The following is a 12,782-nucleotide window of genomic DNA, read 5'->3' on the forward strand; positions in this document are numbered from 1 at the left end:
TGGCTATGGGCCGCCGATTCAGCATCAGAATTTCTAATCACTGCCGCACGCCGCTGATATGCGTCGTTTTCAAGGGAAAACCCCGGCCGGCCTCGCGAAGCGGGGTAGAAGCAACTGGCTACAATCCCGCCACCTAAACCCGCTCAGTAGTCACCCTGGCGGGTTTTTTGCTAGATGGCAGGCGGCTCACAAGGCTGCACCGACCCCCGGTGCCTGCGTGTTGGGTTCGTCACAAACGAAGGATCTTTTCTTATGGATATCTTGCTGCAGCAGATCATCAACGGTCTGGTACTCGGCAGCATGTACGCATTGATAGCCCTGGGCTATACGATGGTGTACGGCATCATTCAGCTGATCAATTTCGCCCACGGCGAGGTGCTCATGATCGGCGCTCTCACCAGTTGGAGCTGCATCGGCATGATGCAAGAGGCCATGCCCGGCGCCCCCGGCTGGCTGATCCTGCTGATCGCGACCCTCATCGCGTGCGTGGTGGCCGCCACGCTCAACTTCGTGATCGAAAAGGTGGCCTACAAGCCGCTGCGCAGTAGCCCCCGGCTGGCCCCGCTCATCACCGCCATCGGCATGTCGATCCTGCTGCAGACGCTGGCGATGATCATCTGGAAGCCGAACTACAAGCCCTATCCGACGCTGCTGCCCACGGCGCCGTTCAACGTCGGCGGCGCGGTGATCACCTCCACCCAGATCCTGATCCTGGGCGTGACGGTGGTGGCGCTGGCCTCGCTCATGTACCTGGTGAACTACACCAAGCTGGGCCGCGCCATGCGGGCCACGGCGGAGAACCCGCGCGTCGCCTCGCTGATGGGCGTCAAGCCCGACATGGTCATCTCGGCCACCTTCATCATCGGCGCCGTGCTGGCGGCCATCGCCGGCATCATGTATGCGTCCAACTACGGCACGGCGCAGCACACCATGGGCTTCCTGCCGGGCCTGAAGGCCTTCACGGCGGCCGTGTTCGGTGGCATCGGCAACCTGGCCGGCGCGGTGGTCGGCGGCATCCTGCTCGGCCTGATCGAGGCCATCGGCTCCGGCTACATCGGCACGCTGACCGGCGGGCTGCTGGGCAGCCACTACACCGACATCTTCGCGTTCATCGTGCTCATCATCATCCTCACCCTGCGCCCCTCCGGCCTGCTGGGCGAGCGCGTGGCCGACCGTGCGTAAAGAAAGAGCCACACCATGAAAAACACCAAAGTCCAATGGATCCTCGGCGCCATCGCGCTGTTGGTCCTCCCGCTCATCCTGCAGTCGTTCGGCAACGCCTGGGTGCGCATCGCCGACCTGGCGCTGCTCTACGTGCTGCTGGCCCTGGGCCTGAACATCGTCGTCGGCTATGCCGGCCTGCTCGACCTGGGCTACGTGGCGTTCTACGCCGTGGGCGCCTACCTGTTCGCGCTGATGGCGTCGCCGCACCTGTCGGACACCTTCGCCGGCTTCGCGGCCATGTTCCCGAACGGGCTGCACACCTCGCTCTGGCTGGTCATACCGCTCGCGGCGCTGGTAGCGGCGATCTTCGGCGCGCTCCTGGGCGCGCCCACGCTCAAGCTGCGCGGCGACTACCTGGCCATCGTGACGCTGGGCTTCGGCGAGATCATCCGCATCTTCCTGAACAACCTGGACCACCCCGTCAACCTGACCAATGGACCCAAGGGCATCGGGCAGATCGACTCGGTCAAGATCTTCGGTCTGGACCTCGGCCGCCGGCTCGAGCTGTTCGGCTTCGACATCAATTCCGTCACCCTCTACTACTACCTGTTCCTGATCCTGGTCGTGGCAAGCGTGGTGATCTGCTACCGCCTGCAGGATTCCCGCATCGGCCGCGCCTGGATGGCCATCCGCGAAGACGAGATTGCCGCCAAGGCCATGGGCATCAACACCCGCAACATGAAGCTGCTGGCCTTCGGCATGGGCGCTTCGTTCGGCGGCGTGGCGGGCAGCATGTTCGGCGCCTTCCAGGGCTTCGTGTCGCCCGAATCGTTCAGCCTGATGGAGTCGGTCATGATCGTCGCCATGGTGGTGCTGGGCGGCATCGGCCACATTCCGGGCGTGATCCTGGGCGCGGTGCTGCTCTCGGCGCTGCCCGAGGTGCTGCGCTACGTGGCCGGCCCGCTGCAGTCCATGACGGACGGCCGCCTGGACGCCTCCATCCTGCGCCAGCTGCTGATCGCGCTGGCCATGATCATCATCATGCTGCTGCGTCCCCGCGGCCTCTGGCCCGCGCCTGAGCACGGCAAGAGCCTGGCCCAGAAGGTTTGAGCAACACCTCGGAAAGAAGAGCAATGGCAGAAAATTCCAACGATGTGGTGCTGAAGGTCGCCGGCATTTCCAAGCGTTTCGGCGGGCTGCAGGCCCTGTCCGACGTGGGCATCACCATCGAGCGCGGCCAGGTCTATGGCCTGATCGGCCCGAACGGCGCCGGCAAGACGACTTTCTTCAACGTCATCACCGGGCTCTACACGCCCGACAGCGGCAGCTTCGCGCTGGCCGGCAAGCCCTACGAGCCGACCGCGGTGCACGAAGTGGCCAAGGCGGGCATCGCCCGCACGTTCCAGAACATCCGCCTCTTCGCCGACATGACGGCGCTGGAGAACGTGATGGTGGGCCGCCACATCCGCACCCAGTCCGGGCTGCTCGGCGCGGTGTTCCGCACCAAGAAGTTCAAGCAGGAAGAGCAGGAGATCCGTGCCCGCGCGCAGGAGCTGCTCGACTACGTGGGCATCGGCAAGTTCGCCGACTACAAGGCGCGCACGCTGAGCTACGGCGACCAGCGCCGCCTGGAGATCGCCCGCGCCCTCGCCACCGACCCGCAGCTGATCGCGCTGGACGAACCCGCCGCCGGCATGAATGCCACCGAGAAGGTGCAGCTGCGTGAGCTGATCGACCGCATTCGCCGCGACAACCGCACCATCTTGCTGATCGAGCACGATGTGAAGCTGGTGATGGGGCTGTGCGACCGCGTGACGGTGCTCGACTACGGCAAGCAGATCGCCGAAGGCCATCCGGCCGACGTGCAGAAGAACGAAAAAGTGATCGAGGCCTATCTGGGCACCGGAGGACATTGAGCATGGTGGCGAAATCGAACAACGTATTGCTGTCCATCAAGGGGCTCAAGGTCGCCTACGGCGGCATCCAGGCCGTCAAGGGCGTGGACTTTGAGGTGCGCGAAGGCGAACTGGTCTCGCTGATCGGCTCCAACGGCGCCGGCAAGACCACCACCATGAAGGCGATCACCGGCACGCTGCCCTTCGCCGACGGCGACATCGAGTACCTGGGCAAGAGCATCAAGGGCCAGGGCGCCTGGGACCTGGTCAAGAAGGGCCTGGTGATGGTGCCGGAAGGCCGCGGCGTGTTCGCGCGCATGACCATCACCGAGAACCTGCTGATGGGCGCCTACATCCGCAACGACAAGGCCGGCATCCAGGCCGACGTGGAGAAGATGTTCACCATCTTCCCGCGCCTGCGCGAGCGCAAGGACCAGCTGGCGGGCACCATGTCCGGCGGCGAGCAGCAGATGCTGGCCATGGGCCGCGCGCTGATGAGCCAGCCCAAGGTGCTGCTGCTGGACGAGCCGTCCATGGGCCTGTCCCCCATCATGGTGGACAAGATCTTCGAGGTCGTGCGCGACGTTTACGCCCTGGGCGTGACCATCGTGCTGGTCGAGCAGAACGCCAGCCGCGCGCTGGCCATCGCCGACCGCGGCTACGTGATGGAGTCCGGCCTGATCGGCATGACCGGCGCGGGCCAGGACCTGCTGAGCGATCCCCGCGTGCGCGCCGCCTACCTGGGCGAGTGACGGCCCCGGGCGATGCCGCACACGCGGCGGTCCGGCCCCGGTGACGGAAGGCACTCTACGGAGTGCCTTTTTTCTTGGGGGCGTGGCGGCATCCCGTCGGTGGGCCGCTCGGGCGCCGCTAGGGGCTGCCTTCCAGTCGGCCGGGCGCGCGCCTTCGGGCCCGCGCCGGCGGCGGACGGCGGCGGTTAAACTCCCGCCTTTTGCCGGCGACGTCACGGAAACGTCACGGCGATGTCATGTCTTTGTGTGGTTCGCAGACCCGGTCTGCCCAGGAGTTCGCATGTTGTTTGGAAAGCTGTTGCCCCGCGAGGGCAATTTTTTCGAGATGTTCAACCAGCATGCGGACCGCATCGTCGAGGCGGCGCGGGCCTTCTCGCAACTGGTGGCCAACTACAACGACCCCCATCTGCGCGACCGCTACAACCAGGACGTGGACAACGCCGAGCGTGCGGCCGACCGGGTCACGCACGAGGTCAACCGCACCCTGCACAAGACCTTCATCACGCCCATCGACCGTGAGCAGATCCACTCGCTCATCAACACGATGGACGACGTCGCCGACCTGATCCAGGATTCGGCCGAAACCATGGCGCTCTACGACGTGCGGCACATGACCGAGGAGATCACGCGCCTGACCGACATCAGCCTGCGCTGCTGCGAGCGCCTGCGCGACGCGGTGAAGCTGCTGGACAAGATCGCCGAGCCGGCCGTGGCCGAAGCGGCGCTGAAGACCTGCGAGGAGATCGACCGGCTGGAATCCGACGCCGACCGCGTGATGCGCGCCGCCATGAGCAAGCTCTTCCGCGAGGAGCCCGATGTGCGCGAGGTCATCAAGCTCAAGGCCATCTACGAGCTGCTGGAGACCATCACCGACAAGTGCGAGGACGTCGCCAACCACATCGAGGGCATCATCCTCGAGAACTCCTGAGGGCGCGGCGGCTCCCGTCTGTTCCGGATTCACCATGGAAACCGTACAAACCGCCCTCTGGGTCGTGATGCTGCTCGTCGCGCTGGCCATTCTGTTCGACTTCATGAACGGCTTTCACGACGCGGCCAACTCCATCGCCACCGTCGTGTCCACCGGCGTGCTCAAGCCGGGCCAGGCCGTGGTGTTCGCGGCCTTCTTCAACTTCATTGCCATCTTCGTCTTCCACCTGAGCGTGGCGGCCACCATCGGAAAGGGCATCGTGCAGCCAGGCGTGGTCGACACGCACGTGATCTTCGGCGCGCTGGTGGGCGCTATCAGCTGGAACCTCATCACCTGGTACTACGGCATTCCCAGCAGTTCCTCGCATGCGCTGATCGGCGGCATCGTGGGCGCGGTGATCGCCAAGGCGGGCGCTGGCGCGCTGGTGTCCGCCGGTATCCTGAAAACCGTGGCGTTCATCTTCGTGTCACCGCTGCTGGGCTTCTTGCTGGGCTCGCTGATGATGGTGGCCGTGGCCTGGATCTGCCGGCGCGCCCGCCCGGGCAAGGTCGACAAGTGGTTCCGCCGCCTGCAGCTCGTGTCGGCCGGCGCATACAGCCTGGGACACGGCGGCAACGACGCGCAAAAGACCATCGGCATCATCTGGCTGCTGCTGATCGCCACCGGCTACGCGTCGGCGAGCGACGCCTCGCCACCCACCTGGACCATCGTCGCCTGTTATGCCGCCATTGGCCTGGGCACCATGTTCGGCGGCTGGCGCATCGTCAAGACCATGGGCCAGAAGATCACCAAGCTCAAGCCCGTGGGCGGCTTCTGCGCGGAAACCGGCGGGGCGATGACGCTCTTCGTCGCCACGGCGCTGGGCATTCCGGTGTCCACCACCCACACCATCACCGGTGCCATCGTCGGGGTGGGGTCCACGCAGCGGGCCAGCGCGGTGCGCTGGGGCGTGGCGGGCAACATCGTGTGGGCGTGGATCCTGACGATTCCCGCCAGCGCCTTCGTCGCGGCGATCGCCTACTGGGTCAGCCTGCAGCTGTACTGACCTGATTCGGCGCCAAGGCGGTTTGCTATTTTTTTGATAGCTGCTCGCGCTTGATTTATAAGCGCCAGTGGCACAAAACACCTGAAAATCATGCGGAGCCGCAGCACGCCGCGGCTACTGCGAGATCTTGCGTGCTTCCTCGATCTGGTATTCGAAATAGCGCTGAAAGCTGAACGCCAGGCTGGCCATCAGCACGGTCGTGCCCAGCAGCAGCGACAGCGCGATGGCGAAGATGGTGAACCAGTGCGTGCGGCCGGGCCGTGCGTCGGGCGCGGCGGAGGGGTTGAAGCGGGCGTTCCAGCGCTCCGGCGTCATCAGGCCATACAGAATGGCCCGCAGCGCGCAGCCGGCGATGGTGAAGCCCAGCAGCGGAATCAGCACCCAGCTGAGGTGATCGTCCTGCCCCATCGCCTGCACCCGCTGGATGCCGTAGACGCCCAGCGCGGTCGGGATGGGCAGCAGCCAGCCCAGCCAGTCGCCCAGTCCGTGCAGGTAGAAACGGTGCAGCCCGAGCGGTCCGCCGACGAAGGCCAGCCAGGCGGCGACCGTCTTGTTCTTCATAGGGGAATGCCGTGCGCCGCAGGGCTGGCGGCATCGGGCGGCTGGGTGTCGCCGGCGCCCAATGCTTTTTCCATCAGCACCACGTCGCGCCAGGCGCCGAACTTCCAGCCTACCGAGCGCATGACGCCGATCTGCGTGAAGCCGGCCGAGCGGTGCACGCCCACCGAGCCCTGGTTGGCGGAATCGCCGATCACCGCCAGCAGCTTGCGCACGCCGGCGGCTTCGGCCGCCTCGCAGAGCGCGGCCAGCAGGGTGCGGCCCAGGCCCATCCCGCGCGCGGCGTCGGCCACGTAGATGGAATCCTCCGCCGAGAAACGGTAGGCCGGCCGGGGCTTGAACCAGTTGCAGTAGGCAAAACCCAACACCTCGCCGTCCTGCTCCGCCACTAGGTAGGGCAGGCCCCGGCCCAGCACGTCGGCGCGGCGAGCGGTCATGTCCGCTTCGGTGGGCGGGGTGGTCTCGAAGGTGCCCGTGCCGTGCAGGACATGGTGGGCGTAGATGGCGGTGATGGCGGCGATGTCTTCGTCGCGGCTCGGTCGAATGAGTGGCATGGACAAGATGTGGATATAATCGCGGGCTTTGCAGCGTGTCGCTGGCCGGGTGGCCATGTCGCGTGTCTCAAACGCAGCAAAAACTTCTGCAGCCACCGTGCTGCGCCACCCGAAGGATTCATTATGGTCGTGATTCGGCTCTCCCGCGGCGGCTCCAAAGGCCGTCCGTTCTTCAACATCGTCGTTGCCGACAAGCGCGTTCGCCGCGACGGCCGCTTCATCGAACGCCTGGGTTTCTACAACCCCACGGCCAAGGAAAGCGAAGAAGGCCTGCGCATCGCTCAGGACCGCCTGACGTACTGGAAGAGCGTGGGTGCCCAGGCATCCCCCACCGTGGATCGCCTGATCAAGCAAGCTGCTGCCAAGCAAGCTGCCTGATCGATCTGCACTCCTGAAAAGGGGCGGTCTCCGTTGGTTCTGCTGACGGGTTCCGCCCCTTTTCCTTTGCCTCTTTCGTTCTTTCACTGACTGCCCATTCGCCATGCCCCAGTTGCCCGTCCTCGAAGCCGCAGAACTGCCCTCCGACGCCGTCGAGATCGGGCGCATTGCCGATGCGTGGGGCGTGAAGGGCTGGTTCAAGGTGTTGCCGTACAGCGCCGCTCCCGAGGCGCTGCTGTCCGCCAGGCGCTGGTACCTGCAGCCGGCCGAGAAGGGCGCCAAGAGCTTCTTCACCGGCACCGTGGCGCTGGCGGTGCGCCAGGCGCGCGCGCATTCCGATTCTATCGTGGCCATGGCCGAGGGCGTGGTCGACCGCGACGCGGCCGAGGCGTTGCGTGGCGCCCGCATCTTCGTGCCGCGCTCGGGCTTTCCGGCGGCGGCCGAAGACGAGTTCTACTGGGTCGACCTGATCGGCCTGGACGTGGTGAACCGTGAAGGCATCGCGCTGGGCACCGTGCGTGAACTGATGGCGACCGGCCCGCAGACCACGCTGGTGCTGGGCTACGAGCACGAAGGCAAGACGCTGGAGCGCATGATTCCCTTCGTTTCCGCCTTCATCGACCAGGTGCAGCTGCCCGAGCGCCGCATCCTCGTCGACTGGCAGCCCGATTACTGAGACCGCCCCGCCCGCGGCGCGGCCGCCGGGCGTGCACGCCATGCGTTTCGACATCATCACCCTGTTCCCCGAGCTGTTCGCGCCCTTCCTGGTCAGCGGCGTGACGCGGCGTGCCTATGCCAGCGGGCAGGTGGACGTGCGCCTCTGGAACCCGCGTGATTACGCCGAGGGCAACTACCGCCGGATCGACGACCGCCCGTTCGGCGGCGGCCCGGGCATGGTGATGATGGCCGAACCGCTGGCCCGGTGCCTGGCGGCCATCCGTGCGGACCATGCCGCTGCCGCGGCGCCGGACGCCGCGTCCGAAGCGGTGCCGGTGGTGCTGTTCTCGCCGATCGGCCAGGCGCTCGACCATGCCGGCGTCTCCGGCTGGGCGGCCGGGCCCGGGGCCATCCTGCTCTGCGGGCGCTATGAAGGCATCGACCAGCGCTTCATCGACGCGCATGTCGACGTGCAGCTCAGCCTGGGCGACTTCGTGCTGTCGGGCGGGGAGATTCCGGCGATGGCGCTGATCGACGCCGTGGCCCGGCTGCAGCCCGGCGTGCTGGGCGATGAAGGCAGCCACCAGCTCGACAGCTTCAACCCCGCGCTCGACGGCCTGCTCGACTGCCCGCACTACACCCGTCCGGAGGCGTGGGCCGGCCGCGCCGTGCCCGCGCCGCTGTTGTCCGGGCACCACGCCGAGATCGAGCGCTGGCGGCGCGAGCAGCGCCTGGTACTGACCGCGCGCCACCGGCCCGACCTGATCGACGCTGCCCGCGCCCAGGGCCTGCTCAGCCGCGCCGACGAGGCGGTTGTCGCGCGGCAGGCCGGGTTGCTATAATCGCGGGCTCTTTCGATCCTCTGGCCGGCCGCTGCGCAACCGCAACGTTCCTGCAGCCTTTAAGGCGCCAATCCGGGCGCCCCTGCCAATCCTGGCGCGGACATGATCGCAGGTGAATCAACATGAATCTGATCCAGACCCTCGAGCAGGAAGAAATCGCCCGCTTGAACAAGACCATTCCCGAATTCGCTCCTGGTGACACCGTCATCGTGAGCGTGAACGTGGTGGAAGGCACCCGCAAGCGCGTGCAGGCTTACGAAGGCGTGGTGATCGCCAAGCGAAACCGTGGCCTCAACAGCGGCTTCACGGTGCGCAAGATCTCCAGCGGCGAAGGCGTGGAACGCACGTTCCAGACCTACAGCCCGCTGATCGCCGGCATCGAAGTCAAGCGCCGCGGCGACGTGCGCCGTGCCAAGCTGTACTACCTGCGCGACCGCAGCGGCAAGTCGGCCCGTATCAAGGAAAAGCTGCCAGCGCGCGTCAACAAGACGCAAGCGCCCGCAACGGCCGCCTGATCGGCCCCGGGGCTGCGAAGACGCCCCCCGCCCGCCAACGGGTCTCAGCCGCTACCGCGCAAGCCGTAGCGGCTTTTTCGTTTCCTGGCGCCCTTTTTTCTGGAGTGCTCCCTGCCGTGACCCTGCCGCCTTCCGCTCCGCTGCCGCCCGTGACGCCCGTCTCGTCGGTCATTCCGCCGGTGGCGCGCATGCCCGCGTTCGACCCCCGCAGCGTGCCGGTGGCCGGCATCGACACGCATCTGCCCGCCGTGCCGCTGGCGGCGCAAACCCCGGAGGCTTTGCGCGAACGCTTCGCGCGGACGATGGAGTGGACGCCCGAGGTGGTGCTGGAACGCTCCTTCACCGACAGGGCGCCGGCCCATGCCGCGGTGCTCGTGCCCATCGTGTTGCGCGAGCGGCCGACGGTGCTGCTCACCGAGCGCACCGCGCACCTTTCGCAGCATTCCGGCCAGGTGGCCTTCCCGGGCGGCCGGGCCGACCCGGGCGATGCCGACGCGGCCGCCACGGCATTGCGCGAGGCCTGGGAAGAGGTGGGCCTGGAAGCCCGCTTCGTCGAGGTGCTGGGCGCCTTGCCCACCTACGTGACGGGCAGCGCCTTCATCATCACGCCGGTGGTCGCGCTGGTGCAGCCCGACTGCGTGCTGCGCCCCAACCCCTACGAGGTGGCGGACGTGTTCGAGGTGCCGCTCGACTTCCTGCTCGACCCCGCGCACCACCAGCGCCACCGGCTCCAGTGGGAAGGCGCGGAGCGCGAGTGGTTCGCCATGCCTTATGCCGACGGCGACAAGGAGCGCTACATCTGGGGCGCCACCGCCGGCATGCTGCGCAACTTCTATCGCTTCATGATCGCGGCCTGATCCGGGCGCCCCGGCCGGCGCGGGCATCGGCGGCTGCCCGCCGTGCCGGCGCGGCGGCCCTGGCGCTCCGCGTGCTGCCGGGTGGGGCGGACGGGGGTGGGCGGCGCGATGTGCCTCGCTATCATTGCGCCCCATGAGTTTCTTCGCCATCTTGTTCGCGCTCCTCATCGAGCAGGCACGCCCGCTGGCCCGAACCAACACCATCCACGCCGGCGTGCGCGCCTGGGCGCTGTCGGTGCGGCGCAATTTCGACACGGGCAGCGTGCGCCACGGCTGGGTGGCGTGGAGCTTGGCAGTGGTGGTGCCCACGCTGGTGGCGCTGGCGGTGCATTGGGCGCTGATGTACTGGATCGGCTGGCCCGTGGCCATGCTGTGGAACGTGGCCGTGCTCTACGTGACGCTGGGCTTCCGGCAGTTCAGCCACCACTTCACCGGCATCCGCGACGCGCTGGAAGAGGGCAACGAGAGCCTGGCCCGCGCCCAGCTGGCCGCCTGGCAGCAGGTGGATGCACGCGATCTGCCGCGCAGCGAGATCGTGCGCCATGTCATCGAATACTCCGTGATCGCGGCGCACCGCCACGTATTCGGCGTGCTGGCCTGGTTCTCGATCCTGGCCGCGCTGGGCCTGGGGCCCGCCGGCGCGGTGTTCTACCGGCTGGCCGAATTCGTGGCGCGGCATTGGGGCGAGCGCAGCGTGCTGGTGAGCACCCACCCACCCAGCCCGGCCTTGCGGGATGCCGCCGCCCGGGCCTGGACGGCCATCGACTGGCTGCCCGCCCGGCTGACGGCGCTGAGCTTCGCGGCGGTGGGCAGCTTCGAGGAGGCCATCGACGGCTGGCGCTTCCACGCCCAGCGCTTTCCGAACGACAACGACGGCGTGGTGCTGGCTGCCACGGCCGGGGCCATCAACGTGCGCCTGGGCGGCGAGGCGCTGCGCGCGCGGGCTGACGTGGACCCGCAGGTGCCGCTGATCGATCTGGCAGCGGCCGATGCGGCGGCGGCGCAGGCCGACAGCGACAGCACGCCCGGCCGCGCACCCGAGGTCGGCCACCTGCGCAGCGTCGTGGGGCTGGTGTGGCGCTCCGTGGTGGTCTGGATGCTGCTGCTGGCGCTGCTGACGCTGGCGCGCCTGCTGGGCTGAACCGTCGGCATCGCAGCGGACCGTTCGCTATAAAATCTATAGCTATATCCGCTTGATTCATAGGCGCTGGAGGCAGTTTTTCCTCATGATCCAGCGCTGGGGCCGGCCTACCAGCGGCGGGTCTCGCTCAACTCCGCGAACAGGTTCGCGTAGATCTGGTAGCGGTTCAGGCTGATCGCGCCGGGCCCGGTGCGTGCCTCGCCCTGCAGGCCATCGACGTGCGCCATCACCATGCACCCGGGCTCGTGCAGATGGGTGCAGTTGTAGAACTTGCACTGCTGCGCATGCTGGCCGATGTCGGGCATGTAGCGCGGCAGATCCGCCGGCCCGATGTGGTGCAGGCCGAATTCCTGAAAGCCCGGTGAATCGATGAGCGCGGTGGTGCGCTCCTGCGGGTCCACCCAGTAGAGGCTGGTGCTGGTCGTGGTGTGCTTGCCGGAATTGAGCGCCTGCGAGATCTCGCCAGTCAGCACCGTGGCGCCCGGCACCAGCAGGTTGATGAGCGTGCTCTTGCCCGATCCCGACGGCCCGAGCACCAGCGTCGTCTTGCCGTGCAGGTGCTCCAGCAGCGCCTGGCGATCCACTTCTGCGGACATCGAGAGCGAAAGCGGCAGCACGCCGTAACGGTTGAAGGCAGGTGCTTCGGGCTCGGCGGCGGCAGCGGCCTCGCCCCGCGGCGCGCCCGGCATGTGCCGGTACGGCAGCAGGCGCTCCCATGCGCGGGCGAAGGGCTCGACCAGATCGCTCTTGTTGAGCGCGATGATCGGCCGGATCTGCTCGGCCTCGGCGGCGATCAGTGCCCGCGCGAGCTGGCTTTCGGAGAACACCGGCTCGGCCGCGATGAGGATCAGCACCTGGTCCAGGTTGGCCGCGAACGACTTGGTGCGGATCTCGTCCTGGCGATAAAAGAGGTTGCGCCGCTCCTGCACCCTCTCGATCGTGCCCTCGTCGCCCTGGCCCGGCGCGGGCAACTGCCAGAGCACGCGGTCGCCCACCACGGCCTGGCTCTTCTTGCCGCGCGGGTGGCAGATGCGGCGGGCGCCATCGGACGATTCGACCAGGCAGTGGCGGCCGTGGCTGGCGACGACCAGGCCATCGAACAGGGCGCTGCGTTCAGCCATGGCGTGCCGACAGGGCGAGGCCCATCATGCGGCGGCGAGCAGGGCGTCGAACCGCGACGCGCAGTCGATGTCCGTCGCCGAGATGCCGTGCACGTCGTGGGTGTTCAGGCGCACCACGCAGCGGTTGTAGTGCACCGACAGGTCGGGGTGGTGGTCCTCGGCGTTGGCGATGAAGGCCACGGCGTTCACGAACGAGATCGTCTCGTAGTAGTTGGCGAAGTGGAAGGTCTTCTCGATCGCCACGGCGTCGCCGTCGCCGCTCAGCGTCCAGCCCTGCAGGTCGGCCAGGCGGGCGACGACCTCGGTGGCGGTCAGCGCGCGGCGCGCCTGCCGGGACCAGTCTTTCTTGGGGAGCATGGAAGTCGTCATGTGGAG

The 12,782-nt window shown here is 67.4% G+C and carries 16 protein-coding genes; 12 read left to right on the forward strand and 4 right to left on the reverse strand.

Going from position 1 to position 12,782, the window contains the following annotated elements:
* Window positions 1-252 precede the first annotated feature (252 nt).
* From ABWV53_RS19900 to ABWV53_RS19925, 6 genes are all read left to right on the forward strand, one after another.
* Entirely contained in the window at window positions 253-1,182 is a 930-nt protein-coding gene (locus tag ABWV53_RS19900) for a branched-chain amino acid ABC transporter permease (RefSeq protein ID WP_353367877.1), read from the forward strand.
* A gap of 15 nt (window positions 1,183-1,197) precedes the next feature.
* Entirely contained in the window at window positions 1,198-2,274 is a 1,077-nt protein-coding gene (locus tag ABWV53_RS19905) for an ABC transporter permease subunit (RefSeq protein ID WP_353367878.1), read from the forward strand.
* Window positions 2,275-2,297: 23 nt separating this feature from the next.
* Window positions 2,298-3,080 (forward strand): ABC transporter ATP-binding protein, encoded by a 783-nt coding sequence (locus tag ABWV53_RS19910; protein ID WP_353367879.1) that lies wholly within the window; start codon window positions 2,298-2,300, stop codon window positions 3,078-3,080.
* 2 nt (window positions 3,081-3,082) lie between these two features.
* Window positions 3,083-3,811 (forward strand): ABC transporter ATP-binding protein, encoded by a 729-nt coding sequence (locus ABWV53_RS19915; protein WP_056666990.1) that lies wholly within the window; start codon window positions 3,083-3,085, stop codon window positions 3,809-3,811.
* A gap of 280 nt (window positions 3,812-4,091) precedes the next feature.
* Entirely contained in the window at window positions 4,092-4,739 is a 648-nt protein-coding gene (locus ABWV53_RS19920; RefSeq protein WP_353367880.1) for a DUF47 domain-containing protein, read from the forward strand.
* Window positions 4,740-4,773: 34 nt separating this feature from the next.
* Entirely contained in the window at window positions 4,774-5,784 is a 1,011-nt protein-coding gene (locus tag ABWV53_RS19925; protein WP_353367881.1) for an inorganic phosphate transporter, read from the forward strand.
* Window positions 5,785-5,898: 114 nt separating this feature from the next.
* Here the strand turns inward: ABWV53_RS19925 and ABWV53_RS19930 are convergent, their stop codons facing one another.
* Complete coding sequence (locus ABWV53_RS19930; protein WP_353367882.1) at window positions 5,899-6,345, reverse strand: NINE protein; 447 nt, start codon at window positions 6,343-6,345, stop codon at window positions 5,899-5,901.
* Window positions 6,342-6,896 carry a GNAT family N-acetyltransferase gene (locus tag ABWV53_RS19935; RefSeq protein ID WP_353367883.1) on the reverse strand — a complete coding sequence of 185 codons (555 nt, stop codon included), beginning with the start codon at window positions 6,894-6,896 and terminating at the stop codon, window positions 6,342-6,344. Before ABWV53_RS19935 ends, ABWV53_RS19930 begins: the two co-directional genes overlap by 4 nt.
* Window positions 6,897-7,019: 123 nt before the next feature.
* On the opposite strand from ABWV53_RS19935, the gene rpsP reads away from it, so the two are divergent.
* The 6 genes from rpsP to ABWV53_RS19965 all read left to right on the forward strand — a co-directional run bounded on the left by rpsP (window position 7,020) and on the right by ABWV53_RS19965 (window position 11,286).
* Entirely contained in the window at window positions 7,020-7,274 is a 255-nt protein-coding gene (rpsP, locus tag ABWV53_RS19940; RefSeq protein ID WP_056666976.1) for a 30S ribosomal protein S16, read from the forward strand.
* 103 nt (window positions 7,275-7,377) lie between these two features.
* Window positions 7,378-7,950 (forward strand): ribosome maturation factor RimM, encoded by a 573-nt coding sequence (rimM, locus tag ABWV53_RS19945; protein ID WP_353367884.1) that lies wholly within the window; start codon window positions 7,378-7,380, stop codon window positions 7,948-7,950.
* Window positions 7,951-7,990: 40 nt separating this feature from the next.
* Window positions 7,991-8,773, forward strand: coding sequence for a tRNA (guanosine(37)-N1)-methyltransferase TrmD (gene trmD, locus ABWV53_RS19950; RefSeq protein ID WP_353367885.1), 783 nt, complete (start codon window positions 7,991-7,993; stop codon window positions 8,771-8,773).
* Between the two features lie 122 nt (window positions 8,774-8,895).
* Window positions 8,896-9,288 (forward strand): 50S ribosomal protein L19, encoded by a 393-nt coding sequence (rplS, locus tag ABWV53_RS19955; protein WP_353367886.1) that lies wholly within the window; start codon window positions 8,896-8,898, stop codon window positions 9,286-9,288.
* Between the two features lie 188 nt (window positions 9,289-9,476).
* Entirely contained in the window at window positions 9,477-10,145 is a 669-nt protein-coding gene (locus ABWV53_RS19960) for a CoA pyrophosphatase (protein ID WP_353367947.1), read from the forward strand.
* Between the two features lie 133 nt (window positions 10,146-10,278).
* A complete protein-coding gene (locus ABWV53_RS19965; RefSeq protein ID WP_353367887.1) occupies window positions 10,279-11,286 on the forward strand; it encodes a CobD/CbiB family protein in 1,008 nt (335 codons plus the stop codon).
* A gap of 107 nt (window positions 11,287-11,393) precedes the next feature.
* Here the strand turns inward: ABWV53_RS19965 and rsgA are convergent, their stop codons facing one another.
* Together rsgA and ABWV53_RS19975 are read right to left on the reverse strand one after the other, a co-directional pair.
* The gene (gene rsgA, locus ABWV53_RS19970; RefSeq protein WP_353367888.1) at window positions 11,394-12,407 is read right to left on the reverse strand and encodes a ribosome small subunit-dependent GTPase A; all 1,014 of its coding nucleotides are present in this window, start codon (window positions 12,405-12,407) and stop codon (window positions 11,394-11,396) included.
* Between the two features lie 24 nt (window positions 12,408-12,431).
* Window positions 12,432-12,776, reverse strand: coding sequence for a 4a-hydroxytetrahydrobiopterin dehydratase (locus ABWV53_RS19975; protein ID WP_353367889.1), 345 nt, complete (start codon window positions 12,774-12,776; stop codon window positions 12,432-12,434).
* Window positions 12,777-12,782: the final 6 nt, after the last annotated feature.

The organism is Acidovorax sp. FG27, assembly GCF_040365715.1.
GTDB lineage: Bacteria > Pseudomonadota > Gammaproteobacteria > Burkholderiales > Burkholderiaceae_C > Paracidovorax.